Source organism: Helicobacter sp. 23-1045, from assembly GCF_053654655.1.
The window spans coordinates 1-23257 of record NZ_JBSIUR010000005.1 but is presented as its reverse complement, the minus strand read 5'-3'; the positions used below and the strand labels follow the sequence as shown (position 1 = coordinate 23257).

Annotated in this window: 27 protein-coding genes; 23 read left to right on the top strand and 4 right to left on the bottom strand. The window is 40.9% G+C overall.

Features of this window, described 5'->3' with window-relative positions:
• Nucleotides 1–17: 17 nt before the first annotated feature.
• Nucleotides 18–3587, bottom strand: coding sequence for a type IIG restriction enzyme/methyltransferase (locus ACWIUE_RS06175; RefSeq protein WP_454135813.1), 3570 nt, complete (start codon nt 3585–3587; stop codon nt 18–20).
• A gap of 9 nt (nt 3588–3596) precedes the next feature.
• On the bottom strand, nt 3597–3734 hold the full coding sequence (locus tag ACWIUE_RS06170; RefSeq protein WP_454135812.1) for a hypothetical protein: 138 nt from the start codon (nt 3732–3734) through the stop codon (nt 3597–3599).
• Nucleotides 3735–3752: 18 nt separating this feature from the next.
• Between ACWIUE_RS06170 and ACWIUE_RS06165 the strand changes: the two genes are divergently transcribed.
• The 20 genes from ACWIUE_RS06165 to ACWIUE_RS06070 all read left to right on the top strand — a co-directional run bounded on the left by ACWIUE_RS06165 (nt 3753) and on the right by ACWIUE_RS06070 (nt 18775).
• The gene (locus ACWIUE_RS06165; RefSeq protein ID WP_454135810.1) at nt 3753–4322 is read left to right on the top strand and encodes a DedA family protein; all 570 of its coding nucleotides are present in this window, start codon (nt 3753–3755) and stop codon (nt 4320–4322) included.
• Nucleotides 4322–4675 (top strand): hydrogenase/urease nickel incorporation protein HypA, encoded by a 354-nt coding sequence (gene hypA, locus ACWIUE_RS06160; RefSeq protein WP_454135809.1) that lies wholly within the window; start codon nt 4322–4324, stop codon nt 4673–4675. Before ACWIUE_RS06165 ends, hypA begins: the two co-directional genes overlap by 1 nt.
• Nucleotides 4672–5196 (top strand): nickel-binding protein Mua, encoded by a 525-nt coding sequence (gene mua / locus ACWIUE_RS06155; protein ID WP_454135807.1) that lies wholly within the window; start codon nt 4672–4674, stop codon nt 5194–5196. Before hypA ends, mua begins: the two co-directional genes overlap by 4 nt.
• Nucleotides 5193–6932: a hypothetical protein gene (locus ACWIUE_RS06150; RefSeq protein WP_454135805.1), complete on the top strand. Its 1740-nt coding sequence runs from the start codon at nt 5193–5195 to the stop codon at nt 6930–6932. Before mua ends, ACWIUE_RS06150 begins: the two co-directional genes overlap by 4 nt.
• Before the next feature lie 48 nt (nt 6933–6980).
• Complete coding sequence (locus ACWIUE_RS06145) at nt 6981–7763, top strand: tetratricopeptide repeat protein (RefSeq protein ID WP_454135803.1); 783 nt, start codon at nt 6981–6983, stop codon at nt 7761–7763.
• Nucleotides 7764–7772: 9 nt separating this feature from the next.
• Nucleotides 7773–8258, top strand: coding sequence for a transcription elongation factor GreA (greA, locus tag ACWIUE_RS06140; protein ID WP_454135802.1), 486 nt, complete (start codon nt 7773–7775; stop codon nt 8256–8258).
• Nucleotides 8255–8683, top strand: coding sequence for a dUTP diphosphatase (gene dut, locus ACWIUE_RS06135; RefSeq protein ID WP_454135800.1), 429 nt, complete (start codon nt 8255–8257; stop codon nt 8681–8683). Before greA ends, dut begins: the two co-directional genes overlap by 4 nt.
• On the top strand, nt 8664–9764 hold the full coding sequence (locus tag ACWIUE_RS06130; RefSeq protein WP_454135798.1) for a hypothetical protein: 1101 nt from the start codon (nt 8664–8666) through the stop codon (nt 9762–9764). Before dut ends, ACWIUE_RS06130 begins: the two co-directional genes overlap by 20 nt.
• A 1-nt stretch (nt 9765) precedes the next feature.
• Nucleotides 9766–10389, top strand: a complete 624-nt coding sequence (locus tag ACWIUE_RS06125; protein WP_454135796.1) for a hypothetical protein — start codon at nt 9766–9768, stop codon at nt 10387–10389.
• Nucleotides 10386–11378, top strand: coding sequence for a hypothetical protein (locus ACWIUE_RS06120; RefSeq protein WP_454135794.1), 993 nt, complete (start codon nt 10386–10388; stop codon nt 11376–11378). The genes ACWIUE_RS06125 and ACWIUE_RS06120 overlap by 4 nt, the downstream gene beginning before the upstream one ends.
• A 2-nt stretch (nt 11379–11380) precedes the next feature.
• Nucleotides 11381–12001, top strand: a complete 621-nt coding sequence (locus ACWIUE_RS06115) for a type III pantothenate kinase (RefSeq protein WP_454135792.1) — start codon at nt 11381–11383, stop codon at nt 11999–12001.
• Nucleotides 11998–12606 carry an ATP phosphoribosyltransferase gene (hisG, locus tag ACWIUE_RS06110; RefSeq protein WP_454135790.1) on the top strand — a complete coding sequence of 203 codons (609 nt, stop codon included), beginning with the start codon at nt 11998–12000 and terminating at the stop codon, nt 12604–12606. The genes ACWIUE_RS06115 and hisG overlap by 4 nt, the downstream gene beginning before the upstream one ends.
• Nucleotides 12607–12927: 321 nt before the next feature.
• Nucleotides 12928–13086, top strand: a complete 159-nt coding sequence (locus ACWIUE_RS06105) for a hypothetical protein (protein WP_454135788.1) — start codon at nt 12928–12930, stop codon at nt 13084–13086.
• A complete protein-coding gene (locus ACWIUE_RS06100) occupies nt 13080–13655 on the top strand; it encodes a hypothetical protein (RefSeq protein ID WP_454135786.1) in 576 nt (191 codons plus the stop codon). Before ACWIUE_RS06105 ends, ACWIUE_RS06100 begins: the two co-directional genes overlap by 7 nt.
• Entirely contained in the window at nt 13652–14905 is a 1254-nt protein-coding gene (locus ACWIUE_RS06095; RefSeq protein ID WP_454135784.1) for an EAL domain-containing protein, read from the top strand. The genes ACWIUE_RS06100 and ACWIUE_RS06095 overlap by 4 nt, the downstream gene beginning before the upstream one ends.
• Nucleotides 14905–16380: a GGDEF domain-containing protein gene (locus tag ACWIUE_RS06090; RefSeq protein WP_454135782.1), complete on the top strand. Its 1476-nt coding sequence runs from the start codon at nt 14905–14907 to the stop codon at nt 16378–16380. Before ACWIUE_RS06095 ends, ACWIUE_RS06090 begins: the two co-directional genes overlap by 1 nt.
• A 10-nt stretch (nt 16381–16390) precedes the next feature.
• Nucleotides 16391–16771, top strand: coding sequence for a winged helix-turn-helix domain-containing protein (locus ACWIUE_RS06085; protein ID WP_454135780.1), 381 nt, complete (start codon nt 16391–16393; stop codon nt 16769–16771).
• A 189-nt stretch (nt 16772–16960) separates the two neighbouring features.
• Complete coding sequence (sodB, locus tag ACWIUE_RS06080; RefSeq protein ID WP_454135778.1) at nt 16961–17599, top strand: superoxide dismutase [Fe]; 639 nt, start codon at nt 16961–16963, stop codon at nt 17597–17599.
• Between the two features lie 152 nt (nt 17600–17751).
• The gene (locus tag ACWIUE_RS06075) at nt 17752–17919 is read left to right on the top strand and encodes a hypothetical protein (RefSeq protein WP_454135777.1); all 168 of its coding nucleotides are present in this window, start codon (nt 17752–17754) and stop codon (nt 17917–17919) included.
• Nucleotides 17894–18775, top strand: a complete 882-nt coding sequence (locus tag ACWIUE_RS06070) for a hypothetical protein (protein WP_454135776.1) — start codon at nt 17894–17896, stop codon at nt 18773–18775. Before ACWIUE_RS06075 ends, ACWIUE_RS06070 begins: the two co-directional genes overlap by 26 nt.
• 33 nt (nt 18776–18808) lie before the next feature.
• On the opposite strand, the gene ACWIUE_RS06065 is transcribed toward ACWIUE_RS06070, so the two are convergent.
• Nucleotides 18809–19132: a hypothetical protein gene (locus ACWIUE_RS06065; protein ID WP_454135774.1), complete on the bottom strand. Its 324-nt coding sequence runs from the start codon at nt 19130–19132 to the stop codon at nt 18809–18811.
• Nucleotides 19133–19230: 98 nt separating this feature from the next.
• On the opposite strand from ACWIUE_RS06065, the gene ACWIUE_RS06060 reads away from it, so the two are divergent.
• From ACWIUE_RS06060 to ACWIUE_RS06050, 3 genes are read left to right on the top strand one after another with little or no spacing between them, the layout of a single operon-like run.
• Complete coding sequence (locus ACWIUE_RS06060; RefSeq protein ID WP_454135773.1) at nt 19231–21549, top strand: outer membrane protein transport protein; 2319 nt, start codon at nt 19231–19233, stop codon at nt 21547–21549.
• A gap of 20 nt (nt 21550–21569) precedes the next feature.
• A complete protein-coding gene (locus ACWIUE_RS06055; protein ID WP_454135771.1) occupies nt 21570–21701 on the top strand; it encodes a hypothetical protein in 132 nt (43 codons plus the stop codon).
• A complete protein-coding gene (locus ACWIUE_RS06050) occupies nt 21695–21934 on the top strand; it encodes a hypothetical protein (RefSeq protein ID WP_454135770.1) in 240 nt (79 codons plus the stop codon). Before ACWIUE_RS06055 ends, ACWIUE_RS06050 begins: the two co-directional genes overlap by 7 nt.
• A gap of 19 nt (nt 21935–21953) precedes the next feature.
• Here the strand turns inward: ACWIUE_RS06050 and ACWIUE_RS06045 are convergent.
• Nucleotides 21954–23257 (bottom strand): sulfatase-like hydrolase/transferase (locus ACWIUE_RS06045; protein WP_454135768.1); only part of this gene is annotated, 1304 nt, incomplete at its 5' end.

Below are 23257 nucleotides of genomic sequence, written 5' to 3'. Positions count from 1 at the left end.
CAAAGCAATGACGAAAATTACTTAGATTCTACGATTTGGATTTCGTGCGAATGTAGGGCGTAGAGTTTGTAGATTAAATCATCGATTTTAGATTCAAATGCGGATATTTCTTTGCCCTGCGCTTTTAGTGCTAAAATTTTATCCACTAAATTTATGATTTCATTTGTGATTTTTTGATTTTTGGCGGTGAGTTTTGGGAGCGGTATTTTATCGGTGGCTGTGGTGTTTAAGTGCATTGTCCTAATAGAATTTGAAAAGATAAATTTATAAACATACCAATTTATCAAAGTTGAGTTAAAAAGTGCCCAAGCAAAGCGCGAATCTAACTCCGTAAATACAAGTTGATTTATCGTATTTAGCAAAAATACTTTTTGCGAATCAGGCAATGTAGCGATAATTTTTATATGCGGTTTTGGGTTTTGAATGTGTGCGACAATGTCTTGCACCAAAATCGAATTTGGCACTATTCTAGCGCAATTTGGCAATTTTGAAATATCATTGCAAAATCCTTTAAAAGATTTGATTCCATATCTGCCGATTTCTTTTCCGCCAATAAATGCGTGTTTGCCACGCTTTTTTAGTTTGTTTTGATATGATGAACCGCCGATATTTTTACAATATTTCCCCATCATTTCCCCTGTATTGCGAATCTTTACGCCCAAATCGATTTCCTTTTGGCTCAAACCATTCACAAAAAGCCCAAATAAATCGATGAGTTTCTTATCCACGATAACGCCCAAATCACGCTCATTTACGGGCTGATTTAGCGGTGGCAAAAATGTATTTGTATAAGATTCATATTTGTGATTTTTATGCACCGCGTAAATCACCATTTCAAGCAAAACATAGCTCCACGCCTTGCCACAATCGGTAAGCAAAAAGAGATTTGGTTGCAAAAAATCGCGCAGTGGCTTCCATTGTGCGACATAGACTAGGGATTTTGGCACGATAAAGGTATTTATGCCGTTTTGACTTGCGATTTTGTCGGCGAGTAGGATAAAAAGTTGCGCTGTGTTTGTAGAGATGAGATTGTAAATGCTTTTATATTTTTGCCTATCCTCCGCGCTTAAATCCACGCCATAGGGCGGATTGCCGATGACTAAATCAAATCCCATAAAGTCGCCATTTTCATTTAACACTTCTGGGAACTCAAATCGCCACTCAAATGCGTTGCCATTGCCATTTGAATCTAACTTATCGCGCAAAAAATTGATATTTGCGGCACTTGCGAATGCTGCTCTTTTTTCATTTTCGCTTAGATTCACACCTGCAAATGAATTGCTAATGCCACAATCCAATCCCACAAACAGCGATTCGCCCTCCAAAGCGACTAATCCATAAAGCGCGGTGTGATTTTTGATTGCCTTTTCTAACTCTTTTTTCGTCTTTGAATCTTTTAGCGTTAGGCGAAATGTCGCTTTTAGATTGTCAATCTTTTTTTCTATGTCGTTTTTGTTTGGCTTCAAAATCGCGCTGTCGGCGTTTTTGTAGTCAAACACTAATTTTTTATATTCGCTAATTTGATTTTTGATATTTTGCGTAGTGGGGAGCGAATCATTTAGGCTAAAACGCGATAAAAGCGAATTGCCACATTTGATATTTATGTCAATGTTTGGGAGCGTTTGCATTTGATGAATCTTATCGCTTAGATTCGCATCAAATCCCTCCGCCGAATCCACCAAATAATAGCTATTTTTTAGCAATTCTATCCAAAGGCGGAGCTTGCAAATCTCCACAGAATTGGGATTTATATCCACGCCAAAGAGATTATTTTCGATTATGGATTTTTTGAGATTAAAAATGGCGACTTGAATCTTGTGATTTTCACTATTTACGCGGGGTTTTTGATAGGTGAAAATTAGCCCCAATCTATCGCGCACAATGATTTCATCGCCGATAATACTAACATTGCCCGAAGCGATATTTTCAATAAGCCCAAGCGCGTCATAAATCCCTATCATCGCATTTAGGGCGGATACCAAAAAATGCCCACTGCCCACCGCAGGGTCGCAAATCTTTACTTCGCGCAAAATTTGCAAAAAATCATCTTTGTGTTTGTTGAAATTTCTATCCACTTGTATGCGCAAATCAGTGAGATTCGCGCAATCCCACGCGAATCTTTCATTAAACTTTTGCACTACGATTTTTTGCAAACCAACTTCGCACATATAGCTTGTAATCGCGTTTGGCGTGTAAAAAGAGCCTTCTTTGTAGGCGTTTATTCGCTCAAAGACATTGCCTAAAATACTCGCATTTATGAGCGTATCGGCTTCGTATTCCTCGCCACTGCCAAAATCATAGCTATTTAAAAAATCCAAAAGATAGCGCAAAAGGTTGATTTTGGTTTGCGATTTGTATGAAAGCAACTCTTTGTCATTGCTTAAAGCGCGAATATGGATTAGATTTTGCTCGATTTGACTTGGAGAAAAAAGCGATGAGTTAAGATATGGCAAGGCAAAAAAGGGCGAATCTTTGTCGCGCTTGTCGTGCGATTTTGCAAAAACTTCAAAAAACAAATGCTCCAAACTTTGAAAATCTTTTATGTTCGCGGTAGTTAAAAATTTGTTTGCATTTTTGTCAATCCTATTTGTGCTAAATCGCACCAAATTTGCTTCAATCAGCTTCAAAAATAAGATTCGATTAAGCCACACGATGATTAGTGAGATGATATTTTCTTGCGTTTTATCAGCGTCATTTGGCAGCGAATCAGCGATATTGTGATAGAGCGTCCCGCTTACATTATTTGGGATAATTTTGTTTCTATCCTTGCCAGATTCGATAGTTTTTAGCCCCAAAATGTAGAGCAATTCTTTATAAAATGCTTCGTTGATTTCATCTTTGTGGATATATCTATCAAGCAAAAAATCAGGCGCAAACGCCTTTATAAAGGGCTTAAAATCGCTTGAATCTGTGGCATTTGCAATATTTTGCAAATTTAGGTGCAAGGGCATAAGATTTGTGCTAAAAGATTCAGCCCCAAAATACGCCTTTAACTCGTCATAAAAGTCAATATTGCGCTTTGAATCGTGCGCCAAATCGCTTTTGATTAGCGATTTGTAGCGCGAATAAAGGCTTTTTATAAACTCATCTTTGTAAAAAACGCGCTCAAATTCGCTCTCTTTGAAAAAGAAAAATTCATAAAAATCCGTGATGATGATATATTTTAGCTCGAATCTTTTGCCTTGCAAAATCGCTCGTTCTTTTTCTCTCAAATAATACAAAATCGCCTCGTGCAATGCGGTTTTGTTGGGATTGTCCGCGCTTATCATTTCGGCATTTTGGGGCTTTTTTGCCTCAAAAATCACAGCGACATTATTTTCTTGCGTGATAATTAAGTCAATCTCGCTTCTGCCTTGCGATTTTTGCTTTATTGCGGTGGTAAATCCTAGCGACTGCAACAGCGGATTTAGCGCGTTTGCGACTAAATAATCTTCGTTTTGATTTAAGTCTAATTTGGGCAAATAATTATTGATTTTTTGTCGAAAATCTTCGCACTGCTCGGGCTTGATTTTAGAGCCATAATACAAATCGCCACCCAAAAAACTTTTGATTTCTAATGGCGCATATTGCGGATTTAGTGTAATCATCATTTGTCCTTAAAAAAGCGAAATTGTAGCATAAAATATTAGATTCTGCGATTTTCGTGCGATAAATGCGAGTTTGCAGAATCTATGCCAAAAATTCGCAGAATCTATGTTAAAATCCGCGTTTAAAATTTGTGCAATTTTATGCAATTTATGCAAAGGATTTTTATGGATTCACTTTTGCAGACTTTAAGCGAATCGCTTGGCTTGTGGGGCTATGTGATTTTGTTTTTTTACTCGCTTGGCGGGGGATTTGTCGCGCTTTTGGCGGCGGGGATTTTATCAAGTATCCAATCCGCCTCCCTAAATATCGCCCTTTGCATTTTTGTGGCAGGATTTGCAAATCTCATCGGCTCATCGGCACTTTTTTATCTCTCGCGCTATCAAAAAAGCGAAGTTATGCGATTTCTAAAAAATCACCGCCGAAAGATTGCGCTAAGCCACATTTGGATTAAGAAATTTGACTTTTGGATTATTTTCATTCACAAATATTTATATGGCATAAAGACGATAGTGCCGATGGTTGTGGGGTTTAGCAAGTATAGCGGGAGAAAATTTATGGCGTATAATATTCTAGCGTCATTTCTTTGGGCGGGGGCGATTGGCGGGAGTGCCTTTGTGATGGGCGAGACTTTGCGCCGTGTGTATGAGAAATATTCAAATCCATATATTTTCCCTGCGATAGGCATTTGCGTGATTTTAATCATCATTTTTCTAGCAAAAAAAGCGACAAAATAATGCACGAATACTCCATAGTCCAGCATTTAATCGAGCTAAGCGAGCAAAACGCCCGCCAAAATAACGCAAAAAAAATTCACAAAATCACAATCGCCGTAGGTGAGCGAAGCGCGGTGGAGGTGGAGCTATTAAAAAGCGCGTTTGAGGTGTTTAAAAAAGAAAGCGAAATTTGCGTAGATTCTGCGTTAGAAGTCCGCAGAATCGCAGTTGAGTTGCGCTGCCAAACTTGCAATGCAAACTTTAAGGCAAAGGGATTAGAATACGGACTTTGCATTTTTTGCGGAAGCAGAAGCGTTGAGATAGCAAAAGGGATGGAGTTAGATTTGCTAAGATTAGAAATGGAAGGTGGATGATGGGTAATCAAAAGTTTGATGGCGTGTTTGAGCGATTTATACAAAATGTCGAAAATATCCGCGAGTCGTGGCAGATTGTCGAGTTTTTTGAAAATGAGATGCAGAAGTTTAAAGATGAGCTAAATGACTATGAGTTCAACATTAGCAAAGAGCAAAACGCGCTAAAAGACTTGCGAAGCGAGTATTTGGCACTGCAAGAGGAAATAAAAAGCGCAAAAGATGAGTTAGAATTGCTAAAAGATAGAAGCGAGAAAATTAGGGAGAGCGTGCCGGACTCGATTGATAACCTGCGGAAAAATCTCCCGCTTACGCCACTTGCAAAGGTTGATATTCGCTTGAAAGATGGCATTGTCGTGAAGGCAAATCCCGCCGATGATGTGTATAGCAGGGAGATTGCGGAGAAATATTTGCAGTGCCTCTGGGAGTTGAAGTCCATAAAGGCGCAGTTAGTTGATAGCGATTTGGAAAATACCAAGTTGCGGAAAGAAATTAGGGATTTGAAAGATAAAAGTGCGAAATGAAGCTATTTGTAAGCGCGCTTGAATACTCTGCAAATGTGCATTTGCGATATTTATTGCGTGAATTGGCGAAGTATGAAAATGTCGAACTATGCGGGATTTTTAATGAAAATATTTTAGATTCTGCGACTCAAAAACAATTCGCAATCAACGGCAAATCCATCTGCGATATAAACAAAGTCGCCGTGATGGGATTTGTGGATGTTTTGAAAAAAATGCGATTTTTTTTGGACTTGCGGAAAAAGTGCCTAAATCTCGCCATTTCCGCCGATAAAATTTTGCTTATGGATAGCAGTTCGTTTAACCTCCCCCTTGCAAAAAAGATTAAAAAAATCGCTCCGCAAAGAAAAATTATGTATTACATTCTCCCGCAGGTGTGGGCGTGGAAGGCTTGGCGTGCGAAGGCGGTGGAGCGATATTGCGATAAACTTTGTGCGATTTTGCCCTTTGAGGTGGAGAGATATGCGAAAAAAGCGGAGTTTGTGGGGCATCCGCTGATGGATGAGATAAAATATTTTAGAGATTCTGCGACTTGCACGAAAAATTATAAAATCGCAGAATCTAGCGAGATTTTTGCCTTTATGCCCGGCAGTCGATTGAGTGAAATTCGGCGCATTTTCCCCATTTTTCGGCAGGTAAAGGATATTTTAAAAAAGCGAGCAGATTCTGCAAATCAAGCGCAATTCGCAGAATCTAAAATAGATTCGTCATTGCGAGGCGCACGAAGCGAAGCGAGTGCAACGAAGCAATCCAAACAAAATCCGTGCGAAGCACCCGAATCTCGCCCGCTTCGTGGTGCAAAAAATCGGGAGCAAGGTTGCAGTAGTGCAACCGCCGATTTTTTGCTAGAAGCGGAAAAGCGAGGCACTCCCCCTAAAAGCGAAAAGCGGCAGCTTTTGGCGCGTAGGGGGAGCGGGGCGGGGGGTGCAGCCCTTTTGCGAGAAAAAACAAACGAATCAAATAAACAAAATAACGAAACTATCGCAGATTCTGCGAATGAAATGAAAAGCGCAGAATCCCATATAAAAGCGCAGAATCTAAAAATAGATTTTTCGCTTCGCACTTCGCACTCCGATCAGAATGACAAAATGGATTGCCACGATTTTGCTACGCAAAATCTCGCAATGACGGAAAATGACGCAGTAGATTCTGCGAATTGTCTGACTTCGCGAAGCGAAGTATCTCAAAAAAATAGAGATTCTTCGCTCGTTTCACTCGCTCAGAATGACAATATAAAATTCGCAGAATCTAGCGACAAAAATCAGCATTCCACGCGCCGCGCTCCGAAGTTTCATTTAATCATCCCGCACAAATTCGCAGGGCAGAATCTCGCCGAGATTTACGGCGATTTGAGCGATTTTGAGATTAGTTTTGATGCGCATAGGACGCTTTTTCAAAGCGATTTTGCCTTTATTTGCTCGGGCACGGCGACTTTGGAGTGTGCGCTAATTGGGACGCCATTTGTGCTTGGGTATAAAACTCGCGCATTTGAGGCGTTTATCGCGAGGTGCTTTTTGAAAATCAAATACATTGGTTTGGCGAATATTTTGTATGAGAAAATCGCGGAAGATTCTGCGTTTCACACGGAATTGGTGCAGGATGAGATGAGCGCGGAAAATCTGCTAAATGCGCTAGATTCTGCGAATAAAGATGAATTTTTGCAAAAATCTACTGCACTGCGAAAATACTTGCAGAAAGGTAGCGCACAGGCGGTTGCAAAACTGCTTTATGATTTATAAATGAAATTTATGCTATAAATCTCATAAATTTTTGTGAAGGAAGTAGAGATGGAGTCAAAAAAGAAGATAATTTATATGGTTGTTTTAGTCGTGGTGCTGGGCGTTACGGGGTTTTTATATAAGGATAGTTTGCTCTCGCTTGTGGGATTTGGCGGTGGAAGTCAAATAGTGGAAGATTTGGAAATGCCACTGCCACAAGCACCGCAAGGCGCAGAATCTGCGGATTTTACGCCAAATGCGGTGGATTCTGCGCCAAGTGAGACTTGCGCGATTGATGAGTGTGGGGCAGATTCTGCGACACAAACACTTGCCCCCTCCGCAAATAAGGGCGGACAAGGCGCAGATTCTGCGAAAAATCCACTAGAAAAAAAGTCTCCCGTAAAAGACAGCACAAAAGAAGCGAAAAAACCAAAAAAGTCCCCAAAACAAGCAATAGATGCGATAAAATCGCTACTTGAACCCTGCCAAAATAAGGACGCAAAATCTTGCGCGAATATTGCTGAAATTTATGGCGATGATTTGGGCGATTATGCGCTTGGCGTGGCGTTTGCCAAAAAGGCGTGTGATTTAAAATCGCTTGATGGATGCTATGTGCTTGGCGTGAAATATTATCGCGGAGATGGCGTTAAGCGCGATGTAAAGCAAAGTTTTTCGCTATTTAAGCAAGTGTGCGATGGCGGGAAAATGCAGGGGTGCAATAATTTGGGCGTGATTTACAACAACGATGAGGGCGGTATAAAACGCGACAAAAAGAAAGCACAGGCACTCTTTAAAAAGGCGTGTGATAGCGGATACAAGCCAAGTTGCGAGAATTTAGCGAAAATCAAATAAGGGACAAAAATGCGACAAGAGCCAATGACTGAGCGCGGATACAACGCGATTTGCGCGAAATTAAAGGAATTAAAAGAGGTTGAGCGACCAAATATCGTTAAAGAGATTGATATCGCGCGCTCACACGGCGACTTGAAGGAAAATGCCGAATATCACGCGGCGCGCGAGAAGCAGGCGTTTATCGAAGCGCGGATTGCCGAGCTGAGCGAGATTTTGGCGAATATTAAGATTATCGACCCATCAAAGAGCGCGCATAAAAGCGTTAGCTTTGGGAGCACGGTGCGGTTAGTGGAGGTTGAGAGCGAAAAGGAATTTGAATATACGATTGTAGGTTCGTATGAAAGTGCGCCGGAGAATGGCTACATTTCCTTTCACTCGCCCATTGCAAAAAGCATTATTGGGAAAAGTGTGGGCGATGAGGTGAGTATCAAACTGCCGCGTGGCGAGAGTGAATTTGAGATTGCGGAGATTTTTTATAGGGAGATTGAGCTGTGAAAATAAAGGTGAAAAAATTGGTAGATTCTGCGATTTTGCCAAAGTATCAAAGTGCGGGTGCTGCGGGATTTGACTTGCATAGCGTAGAATCTAGCGAGATTTTGCCCGGGGGATTTTGCGCGGTGAAAACGGGACTTGCCTTTGAAATCCCGCAAGGTTACGAAGTGCAGGTGCGCCCACGAAGCGGACTTGCGTTTAAGAACGGCATTAGCGTTTTAAACACGCCCGGCACGATTGATAGCGACTATCGCGGGGAAATTATGGTGATTTTGTTTAACTTTGGAAAAGAAAAGTTTGAGATAAAAAAGGGCGATAGAATCGCGCAGGCGGTTTTGGCGCAGGTGTTTTTGGCGGACTTTGCGTTAAGCGATGAGCTAGATTCTACGAAAAGAGGGGAGGGCGGATTTGGCAGCACGGGGATTTAGGTGTGCGCCGTTTGGGATGCTTAATGTGCCTTTATGGGATACTGCGCCTTTTTTGCTTTTAGGGAAACATTTCGCAGATTCTGCGAATCGCAGAATCTTACGCAAAAACGCAGAATCTACTTCATTTGTCATTTGGTTGCTTCACTTCGTTCGCAAAACAAGGCAAAGCCGAAGTTTCTTTATCCAATCCTACGGATTGAGCGAAGCGAAAACAACAAAGCAATTCGCAAAAAATAAAATGGATTGCCACGATTCTGCTTCGCAGAATCTCGCAATGACGGAAAATGGCAAATTAGATTCTGCGTTTCACGCGAAAATCGCAGAAACTAATATAAATTCGCAGAATCTAGTGAAAAAAAATCAAAAATTTGCAGAATCTGTCCTAACTTCGTCATTGCGAGTGAGCGAAGCGAGCGTGGCAATCCAAAATGCAGATTCTGCGAATTTAGATTCTGCGACTCGCACGGGAATTTTTGCGAATACTTCGTCATTGCGAGATTCTGCGAATGCAGAATCGTGGCAATCCAAATCAATTTGTCATTTTGAGCGAAGCGAAGTGTCTCTTTTGGATTCTGTAAATCCATCGCCAAAACACTTTTTGAAGTTCATTTCTTTTTCGCAAAAGGGCTGCACCCCCCACCCCGCTCCCCCTACGCGCCAAAAAGCAGCCGCTTTTTCGCTTTTAGGGGGGAGAGCCTCGCTTAATCCGCTTCTAGCAAAAAATCGGCACTCGCACTACTGCTCGTTTGAATCCGATTTTTTGCACCACGAAGCGGGCGAGATTAAGGGTGCTTCGCACGATGATTTTAATGTGGATTGCCACGATTTTGCTACGCAAAATCTCGCAATGACGGAAAATAGCAAATTAGATTCTGCGATTCACGCGAAAAACGCAGAATCTACCCACCCCCTAGCCCCCTCCGCAAGGGAGGGGGAACAAAAGGCGAAAACCTCCGCAAGGGAGGGGGGATTTTTGGATTGCCACGATTTTGCTACGCAAAATCTCGCAATGACAATGACGGGAAATTCGCAGAATCTGCCACAAAAACGCAGAATCCAAAAATCACATTTAAGGAAATAAAATGAGCATAAAAAATAATCTAAATTTCATAAAAAATGAATTTAGCAGTGATGAGAAAATCATCGAAGGTGCGTTTAAATTAGAGATTTTGTATCGGCGGTATCGGCATATTATTTGGGGCGCGGTAATTGCGGTAATTGCGCTTTTTGCGGTGCTTGGGATAAAAAATTATATCGCAGAATCTAATGCAAAAAAATCAAGTGCGATTTTGGAAAAACTGCTTGAAAATCCAAGCGATGAAAATCTCCGCGCGGACTTGCAAAAAAGCAATAAAAATTTATATGAATTATTTTTGCTAAAAGACGCGCTAAATAATGGCAATATCGCGCAACTGCAAGAAGTCGCGCAAAATGCGGACAAAAAAGGCGCAGAAAGCGATTTGGCGCAGTTTTTGGCGAACTATCATTTTGCCTCTTTTGAGCGCGATGCGGGGGCGTTAAGCAAAAGTGGGAAGTTTGCCATCGGCGATTTTGCCAAAGTGCAGGAAGCATATATTTTGCTAAAAGAGGGCAAAATCAGCGAGGCAAAAAATATTTTGAGTGCGATTTCAAGCGATTCTGCGCTGAAAGAATTGGTAGATTTGCTCTACCACTCGACAATCAACTTGCATAAGGAACATAAATGAAAATAGTTTTTTTGGCGATTGCGCTTTTGTTTTTTGGGTGCAGTGAAAAGCAATATTTCACGCCACAAAAGGAAATGATAAGTGGCGAATTTGAGATTTATGACAAACTGCCAAGCGATATTGTTTTGGCAAATAAAAATGGCGCGGTTTTGGAAAATGGCGCACTTGTGACAAAAAAAGGCATTTTTGAGGCGAGATTAAATGAAAACTATTTATTTTTAAATGTGGCAGATTCTGCGATAGTTGTGGGAGATTACAGCAATAATAGCGTGCATTTTTTAAGCAGTGATGGGAAGATTTTGAAAAGTTTTGAATTTGAGTTTATGCCGTTGAGTGCGAGTGTGAAGGGCGATATTTTGGCGGTGGTGCTTGCGAATAATACGGCGATTTTGTGGGATACAAAGACAAATGAGCAACTTTTCATCGATAAAGGCGGAAGCGTTTATGCCATAAGTGCGAAAAATGCCTCGCCGTATTTTTTGGATTCTACGATTATTTTTCCTATGTTAGATGCGAGACTGCTCGTGGTGAGCGCGAATAACTATAAGATTCTGCGAAATATTACGCTAGGCGGGGGAAATTATTTTGGCAATGTCATTTATTTAAGCGTAAAGGGCGAAAATCTAATCGCCGCGACAAATAGCAAGGTTAGCACGATAGTGAGCGGAAAAGAGTTTAATTACGCGGTGAATATCAATGACATTTTGCATAAAAATGACAAAATTTATATTTTGAGTTTGGAGGGCGAAGTTATAATGCTAGATTTGCTTTTAAATGAACTCAATAAAAAGAAATTCCCCTTTGCCACGCTATCTTCGCTTGCGGTGAATGAATATATTTACGCATTAGAATCGCAGGGATTTTTGATAAAAATCCATCCAAAAGATTTTAGCGATAGCATTTATAAAATCAACATTGGCGCGTATAAAAGCAGTTTTGCGACAGATAAAATCATCTATTATGATAACAAAATCATAAAAGTGAAGTAGCGATGCTTTTGTGCGATATTGGGAATTCCTTTTTTCACTTTTATTACAAAGGCAGAGTTTGGAAAGAGGGATTTAACGCCCTAACCAAAAAAAATGAAAATTACCGCATTTACTATATCTCCGTAAATCCTAGAAGTGAAAAAAAGTTATTAGAAACGCACAATAATTGCGAAAATATCGCCCCGCTAATTACGCTTGATACGATTTATGAAGGTTTGGGGATTGATAGAAAGGCGGCGTGCTTTGGCGTGGATGAGGGCATAATAGTGGATGCAGGAAGTGCCATCACAATCGATATCATCCGCAAGGGCGTGCATTTGGGCGGATATATAATGCCCGGCATTGAGAGTTATAAAAGAATGTTTTCAAAAATCGAGGTGCTGAGCGTTGATTTTAATTTAGGTGTTTCGCTTGATTGCATTCCGCAAAATACGCGAGATGCGATTAGTTACGGGACGCTAAAAAGCATTGTGCTAAATATTGGCGATATTGCAAAAGATTCTGCGATTTATTTCACAGGTGGCGATGGGAAATTTTTAGCGCAGTTTTTTAGTAATGCGATTTTTGATAGCACGCTAATTTTCAAAGGGATGACAAAAGCAATAAACAAGGGGAAAAGATGATTACAATCGCACTGCCAAAGGGCAGAATCGCAGATGAAGTTTTGGCGATGATTGGGCGGATATTTGATGATGAATTTTGCTTTTTGGATAGGAAACTCATTTTGCAAAAGGGCGATTTTCGCTTTTTGCTCGTGCGAAATCAAGATGTGCCAAGTTATGTTTTGCACCAAGCGGCGGATTTAGGCATTGTGGGATTGGATGTTTTGGAGGAAAATAAATGCGATATTATTCGCCTTTTGGATTTGGAAATCGGCAAGTGCAAGGTTGTGCTTGGTTCAAAAAATGGCGAAGTTTTGGACTTTAACAAACCGCAGATTAAAATCGCTACCAAAATGCCAAACATAACGCGCGAATTTTTCTCCAAAAAAGCGGTGGCGACAGAGATTATAAAACTTTATGGTTCGATTGAACTTGCGCCACTTGTGGGATTGGCGGATGCAATCGTGGATATTGTGGAGACGGGAAGCACGATGAAACAGCACAATCTAAAAGTCGATGAAGTTATTATGGAGTCAAGTGCGTATTTAATCGCAAATCAAAATAGTTTTTACGCGAAAAAAAGGGAGATTTTGGACTTATATGAGAAATTGGAAAATGCAAAATAATTCGCAGAATCTAAAAAACCCACCCCCTTAATCCCCCTCCGCAAGGGAGGGGGAATTTGTGGGAATTTTCTCCGCAAGGGAGGAAAAATCTATTCGTCATTGCGAGTGAGCGAAGCGAGCGTGGCAATCCAAAAAAATAATCCGTGCGAAGCACCCGAATCTCGCCCGCTTCGTGGTGCAAAAAATCGGATTCAAGGTTGCAGTAGTGCAACCGCCGATTTTTTGCTAGAAGCGGATTAAGCGAGGCTCTCCCCCTAAAAGCGAAAAAGCGTGAGCTTTTGGGACACAATTTAATGGTCGGGGGAGCGGGGTAGGGGGGGGGTGCAGCCCTTTTTGCGAAAAGAAATAAACGAATCTAAAAATCAAAATGGCGAATCTGTCGCAGATTCTGCGAATGAAACTAAAAACGCAGAATCTAATGCGAAAATTACCCACCCACTTAATCCCCCGCGTGCATTTGGGAGGGGGAGAATTTGCTAGATTCTGCGTTTTGTGATAAAATCGCAGAATCTAATAAATCTTGTCATATTGAGCAAAGCGAAATATCTCAAAACAAAAGAGATTTTTCGCCTACGGCTCAAAATGACAAAATAATGGATTGCCACGATTTTGCTACGCAAAATCTCGCAATGACGGAAAAAGGGCGTAGGCAATGGCAACGCAAGGGAATTTCGCAGAATCTTTGGAGGAAAATTATGAAAATATTGATTTTTATGGCGGTGGTTTGGACGCATTTATTTGGCGCGTGGGTAATGTTTAATGACGGCGAGGATACTTACATTTATAACAATATAAGTGGCGATATTTTCATCCGCCATAGGGGCGAGGGGAAAAACTACGAGGATAAATTTATCAAAATGCCTGCGGGCGAAATTCCGCCAAATCTTAAAAATTCGCAGAATCCACCAAAAGATTCTGCAAAAAAGTCGCAAAATTCATCTACAAATAGTTATAATACACAGCAACCAATCCAAAAAGAGCAAGTTGATGCGATGCGAATGCGATTTCAAGAGTTAGAAAGCAATCTTTTAAATAAGGCGTTAGAATGATACCATTTAGGCAGGGCGTAAAAGGGCGAGAATTTTTTGATTATTTGTTTGATAGGCAGGCGTTGCTGTATTATTTGGCGGACTATCCGCGCGATAGGGAAGTAATGCTGCTGCTTTTTGAGATGGAGGATTTGGATGAGTGGTTTTCCATCTATGCGCCAAATATCGTGACAAAAGCAGGTGAAGAGATTTTGGGTGTGATAAATGAAATCTTGCCTTTGGGGGCGAAGTTTTTCCAAATATCTGATGATAAATATTGCATTTTGTTTGGCGAAGTGGATGCGAGGCGGGGCATTGAATTTGCGCATATTTTAAAGACACTAATAATTGAGCGAAAGTCCTGCACGAATTTAAGCGAAGTGGATGTGACGATTTCTAGCGGACTTGTGATTGGCGGGGCGGATATCATTATGCCAAAGGCATTTAGCGCGATTAAATGTGCCAAAAAGTTATTTTCAAAAGTGTATTTTTTGGATATAAATGATGAGATTTTCAAAGAGCAGCAAAGCAAAGAGATTGAGTATAACGCACTTATAAAAAATGCCGTGCAGAGCGGAAATATCATCCCATTTTATCAACCGATTTTTGATAATGCTTTGCAAAAAGTGACGAAATTTGAGTGCTTGGCAAGATTGCTTGATGAGAAAAATGATAGAGTTTTGTATCCATTTGATTTTTTGGAGCAAGTGCGGAGAATGGGATTTATGCGAAGTATTACATATTCGATTATAAATCATAGTTTTCAAACTTTTTCAAAAAATAATTTTGAATTTTCAATCAATATCACAGAAGAGGATATCCGCGATACGCAGATGATTGACTATATCCGCAATCGCTGCAAAAAGCACGGCATCAACCCTAAACGCATAATTATTGAGTTGCTTGAAGATATTGAGTTTGATGATGATGATTTGATAATTAACAATATTTTGATTTTGAAAGATATGGGATTTAAAATCGCGGTGGATGACTTTGGGTATGCAAACTCAAACTTCGGGCGGTTAATCAAAATGCAAATTGACTACATAAAAATCGATGGGCGATTTATCAAAAATATGGACGCAAATCCCATCAGTCACAAAATCGTCCGCTCGGTTACGGAGTTTGCGCGAAATATCGGCGTGCAGTGCATTGCTGAGCATGTGCACTCAAAAGTCACGCAGAATCTAACGCAGAATCTAGGCATTGAATTTTCGCAAGGATTTTTCATCGGCGAAGCAATCAGCAATCCCATCACAAAAGGCGCATAATGAGACGCTCAATCGCAAGGCAATATATTCATATTTTAATGTTTATCCTAACGGCATTTACGATTTTTTATTTGATTTTATTTTACATAAATCGAACTGACGCCATTAAGGCGGAGTTAAACCGCAAAGAGCAGATGATATCCACTCACATTTCCCGCACGGCAAATATCGCAGAATCTGTGAATTTCCGTCAATTGCGATATTTTATAGACACTGCGCGATTGTTAGAGCATATTTACAAAAGCGATAAAGAGAAGTTGATTAAGTTTTTGCCAAAAAGTGTAATGTATGATTTTGTGGGTATTATGAATAATGATGGGAAGTTCATCTACTCAAACAACCCAAATCTAGCGAAAATCTTTACTTTCAAACCGCACAAAAAAACGCAAACCATAAAATCCACCATTCTTTATGACACACACACGCTTACAACTTACCGCATTTTGAGTTATCCAATCGTCACAAATGGCGCAATTGAAGGATATATCGTGGGATATTTGGATGTGAATGCGTTTATAGATATTAGCGATATGTATCTTATCTCGCAAGATAGTTTTGTGCTAAATAATAGCGATATAAACAGCATTTATTTGGGTAATAAAACTTTTGGATTTTTATATCCAAAAGAGTGGGAAAAAATACAGGAAAAAAATGAAGGGCAGTTTAGGACAGATTCTGCGCTTTTCACATATAAACTGCTCGTGCCGGAGAAAAAGGTAAATGAATTTGTAATCGAAACGGGGGATTTGTATTTTTTATCGATGATGACGATTGATAAAAAAGATAGTCCATATCACATTGATAGCATTCGTGCGTTTATAAAATATGTGGATTTCAAAGATAGGATTTCATATTGGATTATTGGATATTTTTTCATAACTTTTACAAGTGTTGTGATGTATATTATCATCATCGGGCGGATTAAAAATAGTCTGCTTGCAAACACCGACCAGCTCACCGGCGCATATAATCGCAGACGAGGATTTCAACTGCTAGAAAAACTTACGCATTTTTATAGTTTGGCAAATAAAAGTGCGCTAAATCGCTTTTTTGTAAGGGGGATATTTTTTAGGCGATTTTTCAACTCGCTTCATATTTGCCTAGTGGATATTGATAATTTAAAAAAGACGAATGATAAATTAGGACATAAATTTGGCGATGAACTCATCTCAATCACCATTGCCACGATAAAATCGCACATTAAAAAAGATGAGATGATAATCCGCATAGGCGGAGATGAATTTTTGATTATTTTCATAAATCGCAATATGAGCGATATTGAGCGCATTTGGAAGGCAATCCAAAGCGATTTTGACAACAAAAATGTAAAAGGCAAGTTTCCATACACAATCAGCGTAAGCAAGGGCGTGATTGAATATCGCAGTGGCGCAAATATCCAAGACTGCATAATCGAAGCAGACGCACTAATGTATAAAGAAAAAAAGCGACACAAAGTCAATTTATTTTTCGACTAAAAGGCGCAAAATGCAAGTTTGTAGCAGAATCTGGGTAAAAAAAGATAATAAAAATTATTTAGGCGTGGGGCGAGTTGAGATTCTGCGAGGTGTGGCGCAAACGGGCTCAATCTCCCAAAGTGCCAAAAAAATGAAGATGAGCTACAAAGCGGCGTGGGATAGTGTCGATGCGATAAATAATCTAAGCGACGATGCACTTGTGGAGCGATTTATCGGTGGGAAGGGCGGCAGCGGAACGAGGCTAACAAAAGACGGCATTAAGGCAATAGAGGCGTTTGATGCGCTAGATTCTGCGAAAGAGGCGTTTTGCGAGTATTTTGGCGAGTGCAAAGATTTGGATGAGTTAAAAGAGTGCGCGATGAGATTGCGCGAGTTGATTAAGAAAAATTGATTGAAAAAAGTTGATTTGGCAGGGGCGAGATTCTGCGATTTATCGTGCATTTTCGTGTGTGAAATTGCAAAATTTGCAAAAAATTATCGCATTTCAAAGAAAATGCAAGGAATTTTGCCTATAATTGCAAATTTTAGTCGCAAATCAAACGCGCTAAAAAAAATATTTTTAAAGTTAAGGAGAAAAATAATGTTTGAACTACGAAAATTACCCTACGAAAAAGACGGCTTTGGGGACTTTTTAAGCCCCGTTACCTTTGATTTTCACTACGGCAAACACCACCAAACTTATGTCAATAATCTAAACAACCTTATCAAAGGTGGCGAGTTTGAAGGCGCAGAGCTGTATGATATCATCAAAAAGGCAAGTGGAGGCGTCTTTAACAACGCGGCGCAGGTGTATAATCACGATTTTTATTGGGATTGCATCGCGCCAAAGGGCGATTTGGCGATGAGTGCGGAGCTAAAAAGCGCGATTGAGGCAGAATTTGGCAGTGTGGAGGCGTTTAAAGAGAAGTTTTTGAACGCTGCCACTACGCTTTTTGGCTCGGGCTGGTGTTGGCTTGCGTATAATCCTGCGAATAAAAAGCTAGAAATTATCCAAACTAGCAACGCGCAAACGCCCATCACAGAGGACAAAATCCCCGTGCTTGTGGTAGATGTGTGGGAACACGCATACTATATCGACCACAAAAATGCGCGTCCTGCGTATTTGGAGAAGTATTTTGCGCACATAAATTGGGCGTTTGTAAGTAGCGCATTTGAGTGGGCGCAAAAAGAGGGCGTAGAATCTGTGAGATTCTACACAAATGAGGTTCATAAACGATAAATTTTTTAGATTCGCACAAAATGCGAATCTAAACGAACCTAAACTAAATCCAAACTAAATCTAAACTGCATATTTTGGTTTTTAGATTTGCGTGAAGTTTTGCTTATTTTTAGATAAAATTGCCATTTATTTTTTGAAATTTGGAGTGTTATATGAAATCATTTTTAATGCGTATAAAGCGCAGAATCTACCATTTTTTCACCCGTGAAATCAATGCTAAATTAGACAAAATTATAATGTTAGATTCTGCGATTTTGGCGCGAAAAAATATGGAATTTTTGCATAATTTTTTAAGTGCAAATAGGGGGGGGGCAGAATAGATTAAAAAACGCAGAATCTCCCGTAAAATCCACCAAATCCGCAGAATCTTCCACCAAATCTCCCGCAACAATCAGCATAGAAAACTTCGAATTTAGCGCGTATTCACAAAATGGCGAGGATGGCATAATCGACTTTTTAATCGAAATTTTGGATTTGGAAAATAGCGCGTATCCAAGGGCGTTTGTGGAGTTTGGCGTGCAAAATTACAGCGAAAGCAATACACGATATTTGCTCAAAAAGCGCAATTTTAGGGGATTAGTCATCGATGGGAGCGCAAAAAATGTTGATTTTATACGGAATGATGAGATTTATTGGAAGTTTGATTTATGCGCGAAGTGCGCCTTTATCACGCGTGAAAACATAAATGAGATTATAAAAAATTGGATGGATTCTGCGAAATTATCAAATGTCGCGGTTTTGAGTGTGGATATTGATGGCGTGGATTACTTCGTGTGGGAGGCGATAGAGTGCGTCCGCCCTGCGATTGTGATTGTGGAATATAATGCGCTTTTGGGTAGCGCAGAATCTAAAAGTGTGCCTTACAGCGCGGAGTTTGAGCGATTTAGCGCGGATTATAGTGGATTGTATTTTGGGGCGAGCATTTGCGCACTTATCGCACTTGGTGAGAAAAAAGGGATGAAATTTATTGGCGCAGAATCTAGCGGAACAAATCTATTTTTTGTGGATTCTGCGCTCGCGCAAAAGGTGGATTTTTTGCAAATTCATAGTTTGGATGAATACTGCAAAAGGCACAATGCAAGGCAGGGCAGGGACAAAAATGGTAATCTTAATTTTATAGGTGGCGATGAAAGGGCGAAATATTTGGCGGATAAAAGATTTGTAGATTTGAGGTAGAAAATATCGCAGATTCTGCGATTTAGCGTGAATCTAATCCTTTAAATCCCCGCCCACAGCATAAGCGATATAAAATAGCGACCAAGCACACGCCACAAACGCAAATATCAAAACAAAAATTCCAATCATTTTAATTTCCTTAATTTCTTTGTATATTGCAAAAATAATTTCACAAAAATCCAAATCGCAATAGATAATAGGATAATGCCTATTGCAACGCCTATCCCTAGACGCCAAGTCAAATTCTTTGTAATGTGTCGCCGTGTAGCCAAATATCGCAAATAGCGTGGCTACAAACAACATAATAAAACCTTGAAAAAATTTGACTTTCGCCTTAACATCGTCTTTTTTACTCATAACTGCGGATTATAGCGAAAATAATTTTATTTTGCTATAATGCTTAACTTTTTTGCAATTTTTTTGGAGATAAATTTTTGGGGAGATAAAGCGCAAAAATGTTTCGAATAGCTCTTGTGATACTAGCTTTGTTGTCGGTGCAGATTCACGCTTCTGGCTTTAAGATAAATGAGCAAAGTCTGCGCTCTATCGCGCTTAGTAGCGCGTATGTGGCGGCTGCTTATGGGGCAGATTCGAGCTATTTTAATCCCGCAAATATGGGCTTTTTGGACGGCATTCGAAAAGACAAGCACGATTTGGAGGTGAGTCTCACGGCGATTTATATACCCGGCTTTAACTTTACCACTGACACGCGCACAAAGCAAATCGGCGAGGGTAGCATAAATTGGGGGCTTACTTCAAGCACTTATATGGGCTATTTGCAAAATGACGGCTCTATGAAGCCCCCCATAGACGATACTCTGGCGGCGGTTGCGAAGTTTTTTGGGATTAACGGACTTGATACGCTGAAAAATCCCATTGTCGTGCAACACGCCGTCCCAAATCAGCACGGCACTTTTGGTTACAGCGCAAATGGTGCGATGGTCGATGGGAGCGCGGATACGACTATTTTCCCCGTGCCAAAGGTGTTTTATAAGAGTGAGAGTTTTTTAAACTACGGCGGGGGCGGATTCAACGCTGGACTTGCATTTACTGCGCCTAGCGGTTTGGCGATGACTTGGAATGGCGAAGCGGGAGATTTTCTAAAAGATGTAATGATTGCGATTTTAGAGCTTAGCCCTGCGATTTCTTATCAATTCCGCGAGATAATTTCGATTGGTTTTAGCCCGCGAATCTTATATGGAATGGGGAATTTTAATAACACCGTTTATGTCCCACTGCAAGGCGATGTGTTGCTAAAATTGCAAGATTTTGATTCAATCCCTGACGCGCTAATCCCGCCTGTGATGAAAGAGCTGATAGATAATATCAATAACGCGCAAAATATGGGCGGATTTGCGGGATTTTTTGTCGGTGGCGGGGCGCATTGGAATAATAGAGAGCGGTATAATAATCCTACGCTTTTCAATCCCGAGCGGTGGTTTGGACTGCCAAATGTCGGCACTTTGGGCGATTATAAAAAAATCGCCGAGTATAATAAGCGCGTAGATTCTGCAAATGCGATAATGAAGGAAAATTGGAATTTTTACCAAAATGAGTGGAAAAATGGCAATTTAAGCTGGAAATATAATGACAAAACTTGCGCGAATGAGGATACGATTTGCCTCCCTACCTACTTTAATCCCGTGCCTTACCGCACTTACAAAACCACTCTGCCAAATGGCAAAGAGGCGACAGGATTTAAATTCGTAAATGGCGTAAATTACTGCATTAACAATCGCAACGGCTGGTCTGTCTTTTTTGGCTGTCAAAATATGAATTACAGCGAGTTAGATAGGCTGAAAAACGAGCTTGGCGTAAATTCGCTATATGTGAATTGCTACACGGGCACGGTGTATAACTTTGATGGCTCTCCGCAAACAGGCGACCCGGGACCTTGCAACTATCCAAACCCCACCGAAAAAGATGAAAACGGCGCACCGCGCGGATATAAGCACCTTTGGGGCGCAAAAGAAGTCGCAAATGCCTTTGGTATGGGCGATATGGATATAAAGACGATTTTGCAGGGCTCTACCAAAGTCGAGCAGCGAAGCAATGGCGCGGATTTGGCGTTTGGCTATCGCGCTGGAATAACCTATCGCCCCATAAATACAAAAAACTACGCGCTTAGCGCAAGTGTGGTGTTTGATTCGCCTGTGAAGTTTAAGTTTAAGGGCAAATTGGACGCGGATACTTACATAGGCGACCCCATTGGCGATGTGAATATGAAAGCAGATTTGGCGTTAGAAACGCAACTCCCCGCACAGCTCAAAGTCGGCATAGCACAGCGAATCTACAATCTAACCATCGAATTTGTCTATGAAAAAATCTGGTGGAGTGGCGGGAAAAAGTTTGATTTTAGTTTCAGCAATCCCACATTTACCGCACTAAACCCCGATAGCCTTGTCGCACAACTCATAAAGGCTGGGAAAATCGATAGTATGATGGATATGGCAAATTATAACGCAGTGGCGATGGGCAACGGCTGGAAGGACACAAACGCCTATCGCTTGGGATTCACATACCGAATGGATAATGGCATCACAATGATGTGGAGCGTGGCGTATGATGAAAGCCCCGTCCCGCAAGAGCAAATCGGTATCCCCGATAGCACCGCGTATATCGTGGGCGGTGGCATAAACTTCCCCGTTACAGAAAATCTCACGCTTGGCGCAAGTGCGACAATGTATCTAAAAGACGGCTCAAAGAGTATTTATCAATCAGGCGATTTGGGGAGGTTGATACTAGCGAATCTATCAATGGGGTATTCGTTTTAAGAATGATTTTTGGGGGCAATTTGTTCTGGGGTATGCAATTCACACGAAGTTTGCCCCATTGCGTCGTCAATGAACCACTAGTTCTATTTCCTAGCAACGGGGCAAACTTCGTGCAAAGCCACACCGCCATTACTTCGATTGTAATTTGCTAACGCAAATTATTTTAATATTTCGTCATTGCGAGACTTGCGAATGCAAGTCGTGGCAATCCAATTTAAATTGTCATATTGAGCGAAGCGAAATATCTCAAAAAAAGTCGTCATTGCGAGGCACGAAGTGCCGAAGCAATCCACACATTAGATTCTGCGATTTTCGTGCGAGATTCTGCGTTTTTCGTCAAATCGCAGAATCTAATGCAAAAAATCCAAATTTTCGCAGAATCTAAAAGCAAAATTCGCACAAATCTACTTCATATTCACAAACTCCCAATTCTCCGCCTTATAAATATCGCCCCGCACTTTGAGCACATCGCTAATTATCCACCGATTTGCCTCATTTTGCTCCAATCGCCACGAATACAAAATCGTGTGAAGTAACTCCCTATTTTGCGGATAATTTTGCAAAATATTTGGCGGCACATTTGGACATCCGCCTTTTAGATTCGCACAAAAAATGCTCACAATATCAAAGTTTGCCATCAAGCGCTTATCCACCTTCAACTCCCCACGCACCCCAAAATCCTTGAATAAAAACAGCACATCCGCATTGCCGCTTGGCATATTTATCGCATCATATCCGCCGTGGTCGCTCACAACCAAAATCTGCGTGTTATCATAAATCCCCGCATTTTTGAGATTTTTCACGAAATCGCGCAAATAATGCAAGGCACACGCTTCGGTGTCATAATGCTGATATGAATCTCGCGCATCCATCGCACTTTCATAATTCATCTGCGCTGTGTGCGGGAAGTCATCCCACGCCGTTTTTGCGCTAAAAAAGTCGCAACTCCGCCCATCAAAATATCGCGCGAGTGGATAATGCGTAATCATCGAGTGGATAAATTTAAAAGTCGGTTTCGCAGAATCTACGCGCAGATTCTGCGTAAATGCGTAAAAACTAGCAGAGTAACTTATCGCACTCATCGCATTTAGCGTCCTTTGCTTCGCAGAATCTACCATCCAACCATCCACATCTCGATAAATTTTTGCGCGAAATGGATACTCTGGGGCGAATTTGAATAGTCCAAAGTTCAGCAGTAGCGCGATTTGCGTCCCTAAAACGCTTCGATAAATATTTTTTTTAAGTAGATTTTCTCTGCGCTGATAATACTCATCAAACGCCCTGCTACTCGCACTAATGGCGAAAACCTCACTGCGAAACTTTGGCGCAATATTTTGAATATTTGTCGCTACAAATGGCAAAAGCGAAGTTTGAAATCCGCCATCCGCAAAGGCATTTGCAGTGCTTATAAACGCAGAATCTATTTGCTCTGCGAGATTCTGCGCCCTTTTATTCATATTATAAACCGCGTAATGCTCCCCGCCGATGAGCGTTGCCATCGTTTGCATTGTCGCATTACCCGAAGAAATCGCGTTTGGAAAAAGCGTAAATCCATCTAATGCGCTTTTTAGGTGCGGAAACTGCGTGAAAATAAAAGGCGTATGCGAACCGCTAAACATATCAAGCACGATTACCACGATATTTTTGTCCGTTTTGGAGTATGAAAAAAGCGGAGATTCTGCGTAGGGTAAATTTGCGTTATTTACGC